Below are 16408 nucleotides of genomic sequence, written 5' to 3'. Positions count from 1 at the left end.
ATTACAAACCTGGCTAAATCGGCTCTATCGCCGTCCTTAACTGCAGCGTCCGCTTGTCGACCTTGCCGTTGTCGGTCAACGGCAGCGCGGGGAGGATGTGGCATTCGGCGGGCACCTTGGCGTCCTCAAGACGCTCGGCGAGCCGCCTGAGGAGCGCCTCCCCGGTGATGTCCCCGGTGGCGTACATCACCAGGTCCCGGGTGCCCTCGGGGGGCAGGACGGCGGCGGCCGTCACGCCGGGCACGTCCAGTGCCGCCGCCTCGATCTCGATGACGCTCATCCGGGTGCCGCGCCGCTTGAACATGTCGTCGCGGCGGCCCTCGAAGTAGAGGTGGCCGTCCCGGTCCATCCGGCCGTAGTCGCCCGTGTGGAAGGTGACCTCGCCGGTGGTCTCGTCCGCCCGGAAGCGCTGCGCGGTCATCTCGGGGGCCCGCCAGTACCCGTCCATCACGTTCGGTCCCCGTACGGCGATCTCCCCGACCTCGCCGGGGGGCAGCGGACGGCCCTCCGCGTCGAGGATGAGCACCTCGGTGCCGGGCAGGGCGGTGCCGACCGATCCCGGCCTGACGAGATCCCCGTCCGGCTCCAGGATGGTCGCGCGCTTGCACTCGGTGATGCCGTACATGGGCACGATCCCCGCTCCGGGGAACGCGGCGCGCAGGCCGGCGATGACGGGGGGCGTCAGCGCCGCCCCGGTGTTGGTGAACATGCGGACGGCGGTGGGGCCGCCGCCGCGGGCGGACAGCCGGATGAGCATCTCGCCGAGCGACGGCACCAGCGGCACGACGGTGGCCCCCGCCTGCCGGATCAGCGACAGCAGGCGGGGCTGCGCGGCGTCGGGGGCGACGAACAGCTCGGCGCCGGCCAGCGTGGCCAGGAAGATCTGGTAGAGCCCGTAGTCGAAGGACAGGGGGACGGCGGTGAAGACCACGTCGCCCTGGCGGTATCCGAGGCGCCGGCCGATGGCCCGCGCCGCGAACGTCACCGCCCGGTGCGGGCTGACGACCGCCTTCGGCAGGGACGTGCTGCCCGAGGTGTAGATGAGCTGCGCCACGTCGCCGGCCGGCACGTCCACGACGGGCGGCACCGCGGTGCGGTCGAGCGCGGACCACAGCGCGTCCACGCCGTGGACGGGGCAGGTGGCGAACTCGCGCAGCGCGCCGGCCTCGGCGTCCGCGGTGACGGCGAGGACCGGCTCGGCGTCGTGGAAGATTCGTTCCAGGTGGAAACGCTTCATCGCCGGGTTGATGGGGACGAAGACGGCGCCCAGCCGGGCCAGGCCGTACAGGATCGCGGCGACCTCGCGCCGGTTGCCGATCCGGACGAGCACGCGCTCGCCCGGGCCGACGCCCTGCCCGGCCAGCCAGGCGGCGACCGCGCGGCTCTCGGCGTCGAGCCCGGCGTAGGTCCACGCGCCCCGCGCGTCGCGTACGGCGGTGGCGGACGGCCAGGTCGCGGCGGCGCCGGCCAGCAGGTCGTGCACCCGCTCACCGGTCCCGGCGTCCGGGGACGCCGGACGCGCGGGCCGAAGGTAGGTCTCGGTCATGGGTGGTCTCCCGAAGGCGTCTGGAGGATCTCGATGACGGCGGCGGTGCTGGAGAAGCCCGCTCCGGCGCCCACCATGAGCAGCCGGTCCCCGGGGCGCGCGGTGCCCGTCCGGACGAGCCAGTGGAGGGCCGCGAACTGGTCGCCGGCGCCCATGCTGCCCGTACGCCGTCCCCAGTCCCACGTGGTGCGGTTCTCGTCGATGCCCAGGATCTGCATGATGGGCATGATCAGCCGGCGGTCGGCGACGGGGGAGATCACCCGGCTGATCGAGCGGAGGTCGACGCCGGCCTCGGCGAGCGCCCCCTCCATCGCCGCCCTGATCACGCGGGCCGGCCGGGTGGCGAGCTCACGGAAGTCCATGCCGGTCGCCGCGGAGAAGTCGTCCTTGCGGGGCTGCAGGTCGAGGGGCCGCCCGGCCAGGGGCGCCGGGTAGAAGCTGGAGCCGCGGACGATCTCCTCCATGGAGTTGTCCGCCCGGGTCACCACGGACAGCAGCCGGGCGAAGCCCGCCCGCCGCGACACGACGACGGCCGTCGCGCCGTCGCCGTAGACGGCGCTGCCGTCGGTGCGCCACCGGTCGAACCTGGGCGCGCTGAACCGGTCGGCCGTGCTGATGAGCGCCGCCGGGGCGGCGTCCCCGGCGGCCTCCCCGGCGGCCAGGGTCAGCGCGGCCATCTGCAGCGCGGCCATCCCGCCGTTGGCCTGCTGTGCGATCTCGTAGCCGGGCACGCCGCGGCCGACCGCCTCGTGGGCGATGTACGACGCGGCCGGCCACATGTCGATTCCCTGGAAGTACATGCTGCTGTGCAGCGCCAGCCCGATGTCCCCGGCGGGGACGGCGGCGCGCGCGAGGGCGTCGCGGGCCGCGCACACCGCCATCTCGGGAGGCGCGATCCGTCCCTCCGCGATCAGGATGGAGAGCATCCCGCGCGCGGCCGCCTCGTTCGCGGCGTACTCACCGCGCTCGACCAGCGACCGCACGCTTACGGCCTGGGGGAGCCACACCCCCACACCCGCGAGGAACATCGTGTCCAGCCGCATCAGGTCACGCCTGGTCCCCGACGGGGACGGGCTGCACGAGGATCGGCCGCGCCGGCTCCTCGAGCCGGGACAGCCCGAGCCGTGCGTGCAGCGCACGCAGGAACCCGGGGGCCCACCAGTTCGCCCGTCCGAGCAGCACCATCAGCGACGGCACCAGCAGCGCGCGCACGATGGTCGCGTCCAGGATGACCGCCACCATCGTGCCCATTCCGAGCTGCTGGATCAGGGTGATCCGCGACAGCATCAGCGCGCCGACGGCGACGCAGAACAGCGCGGCGGCGGAGGTGATCATCGAGGCGGTGCGGGCCAGGCCCTCCTCGACGGCCGCCCGGTCGTCGCCGGTCAGCTCCCGCGCCTCCTTGATCCTGCCGAGGAGGAACAGGTTGTAGTCGGTCGCCAGGCCGAACGCGAGCGCGCACAACACGATCGGCGAGGTCTGTTCGAGCTCGGAGACCGGGCCGAAGCCGTACCGCCCGCCCTGGAAGACCCACACCAGCACGCCGAACGCCGCGCCGACCGACAGGGCGTTCATGATCAGCGCCTTCACGGGCAGCAGCACCGACCCGGTGAAGGCGAACAGCAGCAGGAACGTGATCACGGCCAGGAGCAGCCCGGCCAGCGGCAGGTGCTCACGGATGGTGTCGCTCTGCGACCGCAGGTCGGCGGTCGACCCCGCGAACAACGCGGGGCCCGGCGCCGGCACGGCCTCGATCCGCTCCAGGACCGCCCGGCCGCCGGGCCCGAGCGGGTCGTCGATCACGGCGTCGATCAGCACGTGCGCGTCGCCCAGCGGGGCGGCCGGGGCCACCGCGCGCACGCCCGGCACCGCGGCGAGCCGGGAGACGTACGGCGCGTACGTCGAGGCGGACGACGCCGGGGCGCTGAACACGATCCGCACCGGGTCGGCCGGGGCGTCGGGGAAGTCGTGGGCGACGGCCGCGGCCACCACCCCGCTGGAGACGTCGCGCGGCATGTCGGCGGGGTCGACGCCGCTGAACCTCGCGTCGCGCGCCGGGGAGATCAGCACGAGCAGCACGGCCGTCGCGAGGACGGCGAAGACCACCGGGCGGCCCATGACGACCCGGGCGAGCCGCCGCCACCGCAGGGGCGGCTCGGCGCTCGCGCGCCGCCAGCGGCGGGGGCTCAGCGCGTCCACGCGGTGCCCCAGGAGCGCCAGCAGGGCGGGCAGCACCAGCAGCGCGTAGAGCGCGGCCGACACGACGGTGAGCACGCCGCTCAGCGCCAGCGAGCGCAGGTACGGCTGCGGGAAGACCAGCAGCACCGACAGGGCGGCGGCGACGGTGATCGCGCTGAACAGCACGGTGCGCCCGGCCGTCCGATAGGTGCCGGACAGGGCGGCGAGCCCGGGGCCCGACACCGCCATCTCCTCGCGGTAGCGGTTCACCAGCAGCAGCCCGAAGTCGATCGACAGGCCCAGCCCGAGCGCCGTGGCCAGGCTCAGCCCGCCGTCGGACATGTGCATGAACTCGGTCAGCACCCGCATCCCGAACAGCGTCAGCAGCACAGAGAACAGTCCGCCGACAAGCGGGAGCAGGGCCGCCACCAGGCCGCGGAAGACCAGGATCAGCAAGATCAGCAGGATCGGCAGGGCGAGGCTCTCCGACGCGCCCAGGTCGTCGGTGGAGATCTCGCCCAGCTGCACGTGGGCGGGGGTGGCGCCGCCCAGCCACACCCGGCCGCGCAGGGCGTCGTCGGCGCCGATCGCGCGCTGCATGTCGGCCTCGGCCGTCCGGGTGGCGGCGTCGGTCATCGAGCCGACCTCCCCGATGATCAGGACGCTGCGCTTGTCGGACGACACCAGGCCGGGCACGGTCAGCGGGACGACGTCGCGCACCTCCGGCCGGGACCGCAGGAGGGCGAGCGCGCCGGTCACCTCGGGCGGCGGGGCGGCCGGGTCGATCGGCCGGTCCGACCGCACCAGCAGGGCGTATCCCTGCTGGGGATCGATGCCCGTGGCGCGGTGGATGAGCTCGCGGGCCGCCACGTTCGGCTTGCCGGGGTCGTCGTAGTCGCTGAGGCTGTTGGTGAGCCGGGACTGCAGGTCCCCGATCAGCACGGCCGTGACGGCCGCCACGGCCAGAGCCAGGAGCAACGCCGGTACGCGACGCCGCTGCATCAGTCGGGCGAGTGCGGCGAACATGGTCAAACCCCTTCGGTGATCTCGACGACGGCGCACGTGCAGGTGAAGCCGGCGCCCCCGCCGACCAGCAGGACCCGGTCGCCGGGGGAGACCAGCCCCTCGTTGATCAGGTGGTGGAGGCCGGCGTACTGGTCGCCGGAGCCGACGTGGCCGGTGCGGCGGCCGAACTCCCACGTCGTGACCGACTCCTCGAAACCGGCGAGCAGGACGAGGTTCAGCATCGGCCGCCCGGCGGCGGGGGTGACGACCCTGGCGATCCGCCCGATCTCGGTCTCGGCCTCGGCGAGCGCGCCGGCGACGGCGCGGTGCAGGATCCGGGCCGGGCGGGCCACCGCGTCCAGCAGCTCCTGGCCGGTGACGTCGAGGTAGTGGTCGCGCCGGCCGCGGATGTCGACGACCGAGCCGGCCTGGGCCACCTGGTGGAACTCGGCGCCGCGCACCACCTGCTCCAGACTGGTGTCCGCCACCGTGCAGGTGGCCAGCAGGCGGGCCTGGCCGCCCTCGGGGGACAGTGCGAGGGCGGTTCCGCCGTCGCCGTAAACGATGCCGAGGTCGCTCCGCCAGCGGTCGACGCCGGGCGGGCAGAACCGGTCGCCGGTGGTGAGCAGGGCGGGCGTCCGGGTCGTGGTGACGTGGCGGGCGCCGATCTCCAGCGCGCCGAGGCCGCCGTTGCACTGCTGCAGCACGTCGAACGAGGCGGCCCCCACGCAGCCGGCCTGGTTGGCGACGAACGCCGCGGCCGGCCACATGTCCACGCCCTGGAACCACAGGCTGCTGTGCAGCAGCAGCGTGACGGCCGAGGGGTCCATGTCCGCCCGCTTGAGCGCCGTCCGGGCGGCCTCGGCGGCCATCTCCGGAGGGGCCAGGCCCTCGGAGACCAGGACGGACAGGATGCCGTTGGTCTCGTACTCCTCGCGGTCGTAGTCACCGGCCTCGACCGCGTCGAGGGCGTCGACGGCCAGGGGAAGGCAGGTGCCGCTCCCCGCGATGTACACGTTCTCCCACTTCACGACTGCCTCCCGCTCTCGACGACGTCCCACAGGCTTCCGGGGGTGGCGAAGGCCGCCGCGGTGAGCGTCTCGTCCGGCAGGCTGACCGCGAACGCCTGCTCCAGCCGCACCACGAGCTCCACCATGGCCAGTGAGTCCAATCCGGCCGCGATGAGGTCGGTGTCGGCCTCCAGCCGTCCTTCACGCGGCAGCCGGGGGAGCGCGGCGCGCAGAACGCCCTCGTACACCTCGTCCCAGGCGCCGTCCGTCTGTGTGTCCACTGCCTGGGTGTCCACTGCCTGTGTGTCCACTGCCGTGGTCTCCTTCTCCTCGGTGCGTTGCAGGGTGAGCCGGGACACCGACGCGACGTGGTCGCCGTCGAGCACGACCTCACGGGCAGCCGGGCGGCTAAGGAAGCCCAGCAGGCTCGCGGTCAGGCCGTACGCCCCGACGTTGGGGATGACGAGCGGGGCGCCCGGCCGCAGGTCGGTGACCTCGACGCTGCGCGACAGCACGTCGGCGGGTGTGCACAGGGGGCCGGCCAGCGTGACGGCGCCGGGCTCGCCGTCCCGCGGCCCCCCCGCGTCGTCCCGTTCGTCCCCGCCGTCCACCGTGTGCGGTACGGCGGACAGCGGGAGCAGCCGGCCCAGGCCGGACATGCCGCCGAGGTGGTGGATGCCGGTGTCGAGCACGGCGTAGGTCGCCTGACGGCTCTCCTTCACGTCGGTGACCGTGCACAGCAGCCGCCCGCAGTCGGCCACCAGGTAGCGGCCCGACTCGAAGTAGACCTGGGGCGCGCCCTCCCGCCAGTCGGGGAAGTGCTCGTCGAGCGCCGCCTCCAGGCGCGGCCGCAGGGTGCGGTAGACGGGCCGCTCACCCGCCCGCGCGTACGGCGCAGAGAAGCCGCCGCCGATGTCCAGGACGTCGACGGGCAGGCCGCGCTCCTTCTGGAGCAGGGCGGCCGCGCGTACGCTGCCCTCCAGCTCAGCGCAGAGCGTCTCCTCGTCCTGGGCGTTGGTGAGCGGGAAGAAGTGGAACCCGACGACCCTGGTCCCGGGCACGTCCGGGTCCCCGTTGTAGGGGAGCGTCTCGATGTCGAAGCCGAACTGGGAGGCGACGCCGGTCATCCGCATGCCCGCGCCTCCCGCGGCCCTGGCGCCGTTCACGCGCAGCAGGCAGTGGGCGACGACGCCGGCGGCCGCGGCGACGGCTCCCACCCGGCGCAGGTCGCGGTCCGACTCCACGGAGAATCTGCGCACGCCGAGCGCGACGGCCTCCCCGATCTCCTCGGCGGTCTTGCCCGGGCCGGTGTAGAGGCAGTCGGCCGGGCTGAAACCGGCGGCCAGTGCCGTGGCCAGCTCGCCCACCGAGCTGAGCTCGCCGTGGCAGCCGCCGAGCCGCAACACCCGGGCCAGGTCCGGGTGCGGGTTGGCCTTGAGGGAGAACAGCACCTTCGCGCCGCGCGGCAGCGCGGCGCGAAGGTCGTCCAGCGCCGCACGCACCCTGGCGAGGTCGTACACGTAGAGGGGGCTGCCGAACCGAGCTATGAGATCGCGGTCGCCGATCATGTCCTGATTCCTTCGCGCGCGGGTATGGGCGGGGTTCGTGTGTCGTCGGCCACGACGGCGGGGCCGGTGAGACGTCCGGGCAGGAGTGCGAGGGCGCAGGCCGCGCCCAGCAGGACCACGCAGGCGCCGACGGTGAGTCCGAGCGGCAGCGCGACGGCGAACGCCTGCCGGGCCGGGCCGCCGAGACCGAGGTCGAGGGCGGCCGCCAGCGATGACCGGGCGGCTTCGGCGACCTCGCCGGCCCGCGCCGTGAGGTCGCGCGCGTAGACGGCGGTGAGCACCGAGCCCGTCACCGCGACCCCGAGCGCGTAGCCGAGCTCCTGCATGGTGTCGCTGAGCGCCGAGCCGGTGCCGGAGCGCTCTGGCGGCAGGCTGCTCATGAGGGCGTCGGTCGCCGGAGTGAGGGCCAGGCCGAAGCCGCATCCCATCAGCAGCAGCCCGCCGAGGACCGGCGGGTACCCTCCGGGGGCCCAGCCGATGACCAGGATCCCGGACGCGACGACGGTCAGTCCCGCGCCGACGCCGGCCCGCTGGCCGAACCGGCGGCTGACCGCGGGAGCGACGGAGGAGGCGGCGCCCACGGCCACGGCGACCGGGGCCACGGCGAGCCCGGCGCGCAGCGGCGAGTACCCCAGCGCGAGCTGGAGGTGCTGGGTGAGCACGAAAAGCGTGCCGCTCAGCCCGAACACCAGCAGCATCCCGGACAGCGCCGCCCCGCTGAAGCGGCGGTCGCGCAGCAGCCGCAGGTCGAGCAGCGGGTGCCGCTGCCGCCGTTCCCACGCCACGAATCCCGCGGCGGCCAGGGCGGACAGCCCGAGAGCCCCCCAGACGCCCCGCGCCGTCCACCCGGCCCCGGGGACCGTGATGACCGCGTACACGAACGCGGAGGTGGCCAGGGTGGACAGCAGCGCGCCGCCGAGGTCGGGACGGCCCGCCTCCGGGTCGGACGACTCGGGCAGCAGCACCAGTCCGAGCCCGATCGTCACCAGCGCCAGCGGCACGTTGACCAGGAACACCGAGGACCAGCCCAGCGCGCCGACGAGCAGCCCGCCGAGGACGGGGCCGGCGGCGACGCCCAGGGCCGCGATGGAGCCCCAGGCGGCGATGGCCTTGGCCCGCTCGGCGGGCGGGAAGACGTCGACGAGGATGGCGAGCGTCCCCGGCATGACCATCGCGGCGCCCAGGCCCATGGCGGCGCGGGCCGCGATCAGCGCGGGGGCGCCGTCGGCGAGGGAGGCGGCGATCGAGGCCGCGCCGAAGACGGCCAGGCCGGTGAGGGTGACGCGCTTGCGGCCGTACCGGTCGGCGACGCCGCCCGCGGTGATCAGCAGCCCGGCGAAGACCAGCGAGTACGTGTCGACGATCCACTGGACCGTGCTCGTCGTGGCGCCGAGGTCGCGCATCAGGGCCGGGACGGCGACGTTCAGCACCGAGTTGTTCAGCACCACCCCGAAGAGCGGCAGGCCCAGCACTCCGAGCACCAGCCAGCGACGGCGAGCGTCCATGCGGGGACTCCTTATGGCGGAAACGGCGGGAACGTCGGAGTCCCAGCGTCGATGGGACTCGCGGGAATCGCCACCTCGGCTTTGGTGCGCCTTTAGCGGGACGTCCGCTTTCGGGTCACTAAAGGCGCGATTTAGCGACGAGTTCTACGTTGGCCGCAATTCATCACGGATTGGCGATGCTCATGACCGAACCGATGGACGCACAGGTCTGCGTGGTGGGCGCCGGACCCGGCGGGCTGGCGCTCGCAGTGGAGCTGACGCGCGCCGGCGTGGACGTTGTCGTCGTGGAGCAGACCGGCCACTTCAACCGCTCGTTCCGGGGGGAGTCGATCTCGCCCGACGGCGTCTACCTCCTCGACCGCCTGGGCGTGCTGAAGGAGATCATCGAAGAGGGGGCGATGGAGACCCGGCGGCTGGAGATCGTGGACGGCGGCCGGACTGTGCTGGACGCCGACTTCGACCGGTTCGACGACTACGAGTACCGCTATCCCATGGAGGTGCCGCAGCCCACGCTGCTGAAGGCGCTCGCCGACGCGGCCGGGACCACGGGCCGCTTCCGGATGGTGCGCCGGTCCAAGGCGGCGGCACTGCTGGAGGAGGGCGGGCGGATCACCGGCGTGAGCTGCTCCACCCCGGACGGCCCGCTGGAGGTGAGGGCCCGGCTCACGGTGGCGGCGGACGGCCGCTACAGCAAGGTGCGCGAGATGGCCGGGCTCGACGCCCGCAAGCTCCCGCTCGACCGGGACGTCATCTGGTTCAAGGTGCCCGCCCCCGCCGGTTGGGACGTTCTCACGTACCGGATTCGCATCCGCGCCGACAAACACGCTCTATTCATCCCGACATTTCCAAATATGGTGCGGGTGGGGGTGAACATTCCCAAGGACGGGCTCCGTGACGTCCGCCGGCTCGGCATCGGATTTCTCCACAGTCACGTCCGGGAGCTGGCTCCGGAAATGGCGCCCGTCGTCGTCGAGCACGTCCCCGACTGGTCGCACACCAGCGTGCTGGACATCTTCACCAGCACCGCCCCCCGCTGGTCGCGGCCCGGCCTCGTCCTCATGGGCGACGCCGCGCACACGCTGTCCCCGATCCTCGGGCAGGGCGTCAACCACGCGCTGATCGACGCCGTCACGCTGGCCCCCCTCGTCGCCGCCGCCTTCGAGCGGCCGGCCGCCGAGCGGGACCGCGCGCTCGGCGACGCCGCGGACCGGTTCCAGGCCGTACGGGAGCCGAGCGTCGCCCGTTCGCGCCGGATCCAGCTGCGGCAGGAAAAGTTGTTCACCTTCGGCAGCCGGCCGGGCGGCTGGCTGCGGCAGGGCCTGTACCGGGCGATGAACTCCAGCACGCCGCTGACCCGGTTCATCCTCGGCAAGGCCTATTTCCAAGTCCAGCCCCGGCGCTCGGCGCGCGACCGCGTGCCCGTCCGCAACGCCTCTGGAGTACGGCATGTCATCTGAGAACACCGTCCCCGCCACGGACGTCCGCCCCTACCCGTTCGAGCGGTACTCGGTGACCGAGATCCCGCCCGTCTACGCGGAGCTGCGCAAGCAGTGTCCCGTGGCCGAGCTGTCCCTGCCGAGCGGGGACCGGGGCTGGATCATCACCCCGTACGAGGACGTCAAGCGCGTGCTCGCCGACCTCGCGTTCAGCCGGGCGGCCACCGCCGTGCCGGACGCGCCCCGGCTGACCGAGACGCCCCCGGCCTCCGGCGGCCTGTTCACCATGGACCCGCCCGAGCACACCCGCCTGCGGCGCCTCGTGGCCCGCGAGTTCACCAACCGCAGGGTCGAGGCGCTGCGCCCGCGCATCCAGGAGATCGCCGACCGGCTGCTCGACGAGATGGCCGCCGGGCCGCGCCCGGTGGACCTCGTGCAGGCGCTCGCCCTGCCGCTGCCGATCATCGTCATCTGCGAGCTGCTCGGCGTGCCGTACGAGGACCGGGAGAAGTTCCGCGACTGGTCCTCGGCGATGGTGTCGCTCACCCTGCACACCCCCGAGGTCGTCGAGCACAAGAAGCAGGAGCTGGCCTTCTACTTCGCCGAGCTCGTCGAGCGCAAGCGCGCCGAGCCGGGCGACGACCTGTTCAGCGCCCTGGTCACCGCCCACGACGACGACGGCAAGCTGGACCTGCTCGAACTGATCATCATGGGCATCACCATCATCGTCGCCGGCACCGAGACCACCACCAGCACGATCGGCACCGGCACCCTCGCGCTCCTGCGCCACCCGGAGATCGTCACCCGGCTCCGGGACGACCCGTCGAAGATCGACGCGGTGGTGGAGGAGATCCTGCGCACCTGCCCCATCGGCGACGGCGGCCCGCAGCGGGTCACGCTGGAGGACGTCGAGGTCGCGGGTGTGGCCATCCCCAAGAACAGCCTGGTCATGGCCGCGATCCCGGCCGCCAACCACGATCCGTTCCGCTTCGCCGATCCTGACCGGTTCGACATCGACCGCGGCGGCAACCCGCACCTCGCCTTCGGGCACGGCATCCACCACTGCCTGGGCGCGTCGCTGGCGAGAGCGGAGCTGCAGATCACCATCTCGTCCCTGTTCCGCCGATTCCCGGACCTGCGCGCGGCCGTCCCCGTGGAGAGCCTCCAGCTCACCAGCGGGATGATCGTGCACAGCCTCCGCGAGTTGCCCGTCACCTGGTAAAGCCCGGGAGGCTTTCATGAACCGCGTCCTCGTCCACCACATCGCCGGGGTCAAACCGTCCCTGGACGCCGGCACCATCCAGGCCGCCGACTCCCTCACCGTCGACCTCGGCTTCGACTCGCTCGACCTGGTCGAGCTCAGCCAGCGCATCCGCCGCGTGGAGCCGGGCGTGGACCTGCGCCCCTGGTTCGCCGGCGCCAGCATGTCGGACACGGTGGCCAGCCTGGCCGCCCACCTCGGCTGGGCGATCGAAGAGCCCGTGCGGACGCTGAGCCCGGCCGGGAGCGACCATGGCTGAGCGCAGGGACTACGTGGCCCTCGCGACCGAGCTGGCGCAGAAGTTCGCCGAGCGGGCCGACGCGCACGACGTCGACGGCACCTTCCCGCACGAGAACCTCGCCGACCTGGTCAACACCGGTTACAGCGCCATGACCGTCCCCGCCGAGCACGGCGGGGGCGGCGCCACGCTCGAAGAGCTGTGCAAGGCGCAGCAGATACTGGCCGGCGGATGCGCCTCGACCGCGTTCGCCATCAACATGCACATCCACGGCCTCGCCATGCTGGCGGCCGTCGCCGGCGACCAGTGCGCGTGGGCGTACCGCAAGGTCGTGGACGAGGGCGCCGTCATCGCCGGAGGGTTCAGCGAGCCGGGCGTCGGCGGCAACTGGTGGCACCCCGGGACCGTCGCCACCCCCGTCCCCGGGGGCTACCGCCTGACCGGGCGCAAGAGCTTCTTCACCGGCTACCCGGGGGCGTCGCTGCTGTTCCTGTCGGCGGTGCGGCCCGACGAGAGGGGCGTGCCCCAGCCGCTGGCCTTCCTGGTCCCCAAGCCGGAGGAGGGCGTCACGGTCAGCGCCGAGTGGGACGCCGCCGGCATGCGCGCCACCGGCAGCCACTCGCTCAGCATCGACGGCATGTTCGCCGGTGACGAGCACCTGGTCGGCGGCGTGGGCAACCTGCCCCTGCTGTTCATGTCGGGCGTCCACTGGGCGTGGTGCAGCTTCGCCTCGGTCTTCGTGGGCATCGCGCGGGCCGCGCTCGACCACGTCGTGGCCGTGCAGCGGGAGCGGCGGCTCAACGTGCTCGACCGGACCGTGGCGCACCTGCCGGGCGTCCAGTTCGCGGTGGCCGACATGGTCACGAAGGTGGCGGCCGCCGAGGCGCACCTCTACGCCGCCGTACGGGCCGACCACGGCAACCCGGACCCGCTGGCGCACTACATCGACATGAGCCTGATGAAGACCAGCGTCTGCTCGCTGGCCCACGAGGTGGTCACCCTGGCCCTGCGGGTCCAGGGCGGCAGCGGCCTGCTGCGCAAGAGTCCCCTCCAGCGGTTCTACCGCGACGCCGCGGCCGGGCTGCTGGTGCCGCCGGGCCTGGACACCACGTACGAGTGGGCCGGCAAGCAGGCGCTCGACATCCCGATCTTCGAGGAGCCGAGATGGGCGAGCTGAGCGAGCGCGACCGCCGCTGGGCGGCCGTGATGGAGGCCGCCCGCGACCTGGCCCCGGTGTTCGAGCGCCGGTCGCTCGAACACTACGACGAGGGCGGCTTCGCCGCGGAGAACATCGCGGACCTGGTCGCGGCCGGCGTCACGGCCATCAACGTCCCGGCGGCGCTGGGCGGCATCGAGGCCACCCTCGCGGAGAACGTGGAGCTGCTGAAGACCGTCGCGGCCGGCTGCGGCTCCACGGCGTTCGCGCTGAGCATCCACACCGTCATCACGGCCTCGCTGCGCGACCAGACCGGCGGCCCCTGGCACGAGAAGCTCATGCGGGCCGTCGCCGACGGCGCGTTCGTCATCGGCCCGTTCACCGACGAGTCCTCGGGCAGCAACTGGACCCGGCCGTCCACGACCGCCCGCCGCGACGGCGACGGTTTCGTGCTCGACGGGCTCAAGCACTTCGCCACCGGATTCGACGCCGCCACCCATCTGATCGTCACCGCCGCCGTCGCCGACGGCATCCTGGAGCCCCCCTTCGACCTGTCCGCCTTCGTGGTGGAGACGGCGGCGGCGGGCGACGGGCTGCGCGTCGAACGCCCCTGGCGGGGCGGCGCACTCACCATGACCGGCTCCCACTCGCTGCGGCTGGACGGGCTGCGCGTCGACGGCGACGCCCAGCTCTTCCCCGACGGGCTGGCTCCCCTGTTCGTCATGTCCCGCCAGCAGTGGGGCCACTACTGCTTCGCCGCGGTGTTCCTCGGGCTGGCGGAACGGGCCTACGAGCTGGCCGTGGAGACGACGAAGGGCCGTTCGAACACGGCCGTGCGGGACGTGGGCCGGCTGCCGGGCGTCCAGTTCGCCATCGCCCGGATGCGCGCGCGGCTGGCCACCATGAACGCCCTGCTCACCGCGTACGCGACCGAGCACGTCGAGCCGGGGGAGGACCTGCTCGGCTTCGTCGCGGACACGTGCGTGCCCAAGTACTTCGTCACCGCCGAGGCCGAGGCCGTGGTGTCGGCGGCGTTCGAGGTGATCGGCGGCTCGGCCATCAGGGACGGGTCGCGCATCGCGCAGATCTGGCGCGACGTCAAGGCCGGGCCGCTGCTGCCCTTCACCGCCGACCAGGCCCGCGAGTTCATCGGCAAGCAGGCGTTCGGCATCAGCCCCATCGAGACCCCGAGGTGGATGTGATGACGACACGCATCGACAACCAGTACTACGACGTCGTCGGCGACGGCTGGTGGGACCCGGCCGGCCCCCTGGGGGTGCTGCACTCCATGAACCCGGCGCGGATCTCGTACTGCGACGGGATCCTCAGCGGGCTCGGCGCGCGGGCGGAGGAGATCCGGGTCGTGGACGTCGGCTGCGGAGGCGGCCTGGTGTCGGAGCGGCTCGCGTCGTACGGCTACCGCGTCACCGGCGTCGACCTGTCGCCCGGCACCGTGGAGACGGCCCGCAAGCACGCCGAATGGGCCCACGTCGAGGTCGACTACCAGGTGGGCTCGGCGTACGACCTGCCGATGGAGGACGGAAGCGTCGACGCCGTCGTCATGTCCGACGTCCTGGAGCACTTCGACGACGTGCCGCGGGCGCTGGCCGAGGCGGCCCGCGTGCTGCGGCCCGGCGGGATGCTGATCTACGACACCGTCAACAGGACCATCCGCAGTTACCTGGTGGCCATCCTGCTGGCGGAACGGGTGCTCAAGATCGTGCACCCGAACACGCACGACTGGCGCATGTTCATCCGGCCCCCCGAGGCCCGCGCGCTGCTGACCGCCGCGGGGCTGAAGCCGGCCCAGATGCGCGGGCTGACCCCGTCCCGCTCGTTGCTCGGCCAGATCTCCGCCTTCGCGCGCACCCGCCGGGTCGGCTCCTTCCGCGTCGGCGGCGGGCTCGGGGTCAGTTACATCGGTCACGCAGTCAAGACTCGCTGAGGGGAGCCGGAGACCATGGTCTGGATACGAACGGACAGCCGGGGGGCGATCGAGGTGAGCCGCGACCCCGGCGAGGTCCGAGCCCTGCTCGCGGACATCCCCGGGCACGCCCGCCTGATGCCCGGCGTCGACCTGCTGGAGCGCCGCCCGGGAGAGAGCCCCTCCGGGACGGAGATCTACCACTACGTCCTCACGACCGTCACCAACGGCGCCGTCCGCATGACGCCCGACTACGAGGTGACCTTCGACCGGGCCGACGAGGGCGCGCTGCGGTGGGAGCCGCACGGCGTCCACAACTTCCGTTCGGGCGGCGTGCTCAGGACGAGCGGCGGCGCCGCGCCCGGCACGAGCGTCGTCGAGATCGAGACCTGGTCGGAGGCGCAGGTCGACATCGCCCCCGTGATGGTTCCGCTGGTGGAGCCCTTCGCCAGGCGCACCAGCGACGACGTGACCGTGGGGTTCCTGTCGGCGATCAAGTCCGCCGCCGAGGCGCGGCACGCGGCGGAAGCGCCGGTCCGGTGAGCGGTGCCCGCATCATGGCCACGGCCACGGCGACGCCCGGCGTGGCGTACGGCCAGGACGAGCTGTTCCAGGGCTTCTTCCGGCTGCTCTACCGCGACCTGCCCCAGGCCGAGCGGACCTTCTCCGCGTCACAGGTGAAGTCCCGGCACCTGGCCTGGGATCCCAGGCAGGAGTTCAGCGACGGCTTCCCCGGCATGAAGCTGCGCATGCAGGCCTGGGAGCGCAACGTCCTGGCCATGGGCCGCTCGTCCATCGCGTCCGTCCTGGACGACGTCGAGCGGGCCAGGATCGGCACGTACGTGATGGCGAGCTGCACCGGCTACGCCGGGCCGAGCCCCGAGATGCTGCTGGCCAAGGAGTTCGGCCTGCGCGCCGACCTGCGCCGCACGTTCGTCGGGCACATGGGCTGCTACGCCGCGTTCAACGCGCTCAAGGTGGCGATGGACGCGGTGGCGACCCGCCCCGGCGAGTACGCCCTGGTCACCTGCGCCGAGGTCTGCTCGGTGCACCTGCGGCCCGAGGTCAGCAAGGAGCAGATGGTCGTCAACAGCCTGTTCGCCGACGCCTGCGTCACGCTGCTGCTGGCGGGTGACAGCGGTCCGGGGCCGCGGATCCTGCGCACCCACACCGAGACGCACTACGCCACGTCGGACGCGATGTCCTGGCACATCCAGGACGACGCGTTCCGCATGTCGCTGTCCCCGTACGTGCCCCTCTACCTCTCCGAGGCGATCGAGCCGTTCATCCGGACCCTGCTACGGCCCGAGGGGCTGGACCTGCGGGACATCGCCCACTGGGGCATCCATCCCGGCGGCCCCAAGATCGTCGAGTTCGTGGGCCAGCGGCTGGGACTCTCGGACGAGCAGCTCGCCGCCTCCCTCGCCATCCTCGCCGAATACGGCAACTGCTCCTCGTCGACGATCCTGCTCATCCTCGACCGGATCCTGCGCCGAAGCCGGCCCCAGCCCGGCGAGTACGGCGTCTTCATGGCCTTCGGGCCGGGGCTGACCATGGAATCCGCCCTGGTCCAGTTCTAAC

14 protein-coding genes are annotated in these 16408 nt (G+C 72.9%); 8 read left to right on the top strand and 6 right to left on the bottom strand.

The window, feature by feature from the left end; genetic code table 11:
- Positions 1-13 precede the first annotated feature (13 nt).
- From AB0B72_RS34925 to AB0B72_RS34900, 6 genes are read right to left on the bottom strand one after another with little or no spacing between them, the layout of a single operon-like run.
- Positions 14-1546: a class I adenylate-forming enzyme family protein gene (locus tag AB0B72_RS34925; RefSeq protein ID WP_367743724.1), complete on the bottom strand. Its 1533-nt coding sequence runs from the start codon at positions 1544-1546 to the stop codon at positions 14-16.
- Positions 1543-2589 (bottom strand): ketoacyl-ACP synthase III family protein, encoded by a 1047-nt coding sequence (locus AB0B72_RS34920; protein WP_367743723.1) that lies wholly within the window; start codon positions 2587-2589, stop codon positions 1543-1545. Before AB0B72_RS34920 ends, AB0B72_RS34925 begins: the two co-directional genes overlap by 4 nt.
- Before the next feature lie 4 nt (positions 2590-2593).
- Positions 2594-4750 (bottom strand): MMPL family transporter, encoded by a 2157-nt coding sequence (locus AB0B72_RS34915; protein WP_367743721.1) that lies wholly within the window; start codon positions 4748-4750, stop codon positions 2594-2596.
- 2 nt (positions 4751-4752) lie between these two features.
- Complete coding sequence (locus AB0B72_RS34910) at positions 4753-5760, bottom strand: ketoacyl-ACP synthase III family protein (RefSeq protein WP_367743720.1); 1008 nt, start codon at positions 5758-5760, stop codon at positions 4753-4755.
- Positions 5757-7307 carry a phosphopantetheine-binding protein gene (locus AB0B72_RS34905; protein ID WP_367743719.1) on the bottom strand — a complete coding sequence of 517 codons (1551 nt, stop codon included), beginning with the start codon at positions 7305-7307 and terminating at the stop codon, positions 5757-5759. The genes AB0B72_RS34910 and AB0B72_RS34905 overlap by 4 nt, the downstream gene beginning before the upstream one ends.
- On the bottom strand, positions 7304-8812 hold the full coding sequence (locus tag AB0B72_RS34900; protein ID WP_367743717.1) for an MFS transporter: 1509 nt from the start codon (positions 8810-8812) through the stop codon (positions 7304-7306). Before AB0B72_RS34900 ends, AB0B72_RS34905 begins: the two co-directional genes overlap by 4 nt.
- Positions 8813-8988: 176 nt before the next feature.
- Between AB0B72_RS34900 and AB0B72_RS34895 the strand changes: the two genes are divergently transcribed.
- Genes AB0B72_RS34895 through AB0B72_RS34860 form a run of 8 tightly spaced genes read left to right on the top strand, consistent with a single transcriptional unit; the run spans position 8989 to position 16407 of the window.
- Entirely contained in the window at positions 8989-10269 is a 1281-nt protein-coding gene (locus AB0B72_RS34895; RefSeq protein WP_367743716.1) for an FAD-dependent monooxygenase, read from the top strand.
- On the top strand, positions 10259-11470 hold the full coding sequence (locus tag AB0B72_RS34890) for a cytochrome P450 (RefSeq protein ID WP_367743715.1): 1212 nt from the start codon (positions 10259-10261) through the stop codon (positions 11468-11470). The genes AB0B72_RS34895 and AB0B72_RS34890 overlap by 11 nt, the downstream gene beginning before the upstream one ends.
- 16 nt (positions 11471-11486) lie before the next feature.
- Positions 11487-11768: an acyl carrier protein gene (locus AB0B72_RS34885; protein ID WP_367743713.1), complete on the top strand. Its 282-nt coding sequence runs from the start codon at positions 11487-11489 to the stop codon at positions 11766-11768.
- Positions 11761-12924, top strand: a complete 1164-nt coding sequence (locus AB0B72_RS34880) for an acyl-CoA dehydrogenase family protein (protein ID WP_367743711.1) — start codon at positions 11761-11763, stop codon at positions 12922-12924. Before AB0B72_RS34885 ends, AB0B72_RS34880 begins: the two co-directional genes overlap by 8 nt.
- The gene (locus AB0B72_RS34875; protein WP_367743709.1) at positions 12912-14105 is read left to right on the top strand and encodes an acyl-CoA dehydrogenase family protein; all 1194 of its coding nucleotides are present in this window, start codon (positions 12912-12914) and stop codon (positions 14103-14105) included. Before AB0B72_RS34880 ends, AB0B72_RS34875 begins: the two co-directional genes overlap by 13 nt.
- Positions 14105-14848: a bifunctional 2-polyprenyl-6-hydroxyphenol methylase/3-demethylubiquinol 3-O-methyltransferase UbiG gene (ubiG, locus tag AB0B72_RS34870; RefSeq protein ID WP_367743707.1), complete on the top strand. Its 744-nt coding sequence runs from the start codon at positions 14105-14107 to the stop codon at positions 14846-14848. The genes AB0B72_RS34875 and ubiG overlap by 1 nt, the downstream gene beginning before the upstream one ends.
- A 15-nt stretch (positions 14849-14863) precedes the next feature.
- Complete coding sequence (locus AB0B72_RS34865) at positions 14864-15370, top strand: SRPBCC family protein (RefSeq protein WP_367743705.1); 507 nt, start codon at positions 14864-14866, stop codon at positions 15368-15370.
- 14 nt (positions 15371-15384) lie between these two features.
- Entirely contained in the window at positions 15385-16407 is a 1023-nt protein-coding gene (locus tag AB0B72_RS34860) for a type III polyketide synthase (RefSeq protein ID WP_367743703.1), read from the top strand.
- The last annotated feature ends 1 nt before the right edge of the window (position 16408 follow it).

The sequence above is a fragment of the Microbispora sp. NPDC049125 genome, from assembly GCF_040802045.1.
GTDB lineage: Bacteria > Actinomycetota > Actinomycetes > Streptosporangiales > Streptosporangiaceae > Microbispora.
The sequence above is the reverse complement of the archived record's forward strand: the minus strand, read 5'-3'. Positions and strand labels throughout refer to the sequence as shown.

What these genes read in the sequence shown, in the direction of transcription:
- AB0B72_RS34865 (WP_367743705.1), top strand. Translation starts at nt 14,864, where the DNA reads ATGGTCTGGATACGAACGGACAGCCGGGGGGCGATCGAGGTGAGCCGC.
- AB0B72_RS34890 (WP_367743715.1), top strand. Translation starts at nt 10,259, where the DNA reads ATGTCATCTGAGAACACCGTCCCCGCCACGGACGTCCGCCCCTACCCG.
- AB0B72_RS34860 (WP_367743703.1), top strand. Translation starts at nt 15,385, where the DNA reads ATGGCCACGGCCACGGCGACGCCCGGCGTGGCGTACGGCCAGGACGAG.
- AB0B72_RS34900 (WP_367743717.1), bottom strand. Translation starts at nt 8,812, where the DNA reads ATGGACGCTCGCCGTCGCTGGCTGGTGCTCGGAGTGCTGGGCCTGCCG.
- AB0B72_RS34915 (WP_367743721.1), bottom strand. Translation starts at nt 4,750, where the DNA reads ATGTTCGCCGCACTCGCCCGACTGATGCAGCGGCGTCGCGTACCGGCG.
- AB0B72_RS34905 (WP_367743719.1), bottom strand. Translation starts at nt 7,307, where the DNA reads ATGATCGGCGACCGCGATCTCATAGCTCGGTTCGGCAGCCCCCTCTAC.
- AB0B72_RS34920 (WP_367743723.1), bottom strand. Translation starts at nt 2,589, where the DNA reads ATGCGGCTGGACACGATGTTCCTCGCGGGTGTGGGGGTGTGGCTCCCC.
- AB0B72_RS34875 (WP_367743709.1), top strand. Translation starts at nt 12,912, where the DNA reads ATGGGCGAGCTGAGCGAGCGCGACCGCCGCTGGGCGGCCGTGATGGAG.
- AB0B72_RS34925 (WP_367743724.1), bottom strand. Translation starts at nt 1,546, where the DNA reads ATGACCGAGACCTACCTTCGGCCCGCGCGTCCGGCGTCCCCGGACGCC.
- ubiG (WP_367743707.1), top strand. Translation starts at nt 14,105, where the DNA reads ATGACGACACGCATCGACAACCAGTACTACGACGTCGTCGGCGACGGC.
- AB0B72_RS34885 (WP_367743713.1), top strand. Translation starts at nt 11,487, where the DNA reads ATGAACCGCGTCCTCGTCCACCACATCGCCGGGGTCAAACCGTCCCTG.
- AB0B72_RS34895 (WP_367743716.1), top strand. Translation starts at nt 8,989, where the DNA reads ATGCTCATGACCGAACCGATGGACGCACAGGTCTGCGTGGTGGGCGCC.
- AB0B72_RS34880 (WP_367743711.1), top strand. Translation starts at nt 11,761, where the DNA reads ATGGCTGAGCGCAGGGACTACGTGGCCCTCGCGACCGAGCTGGCGCAG.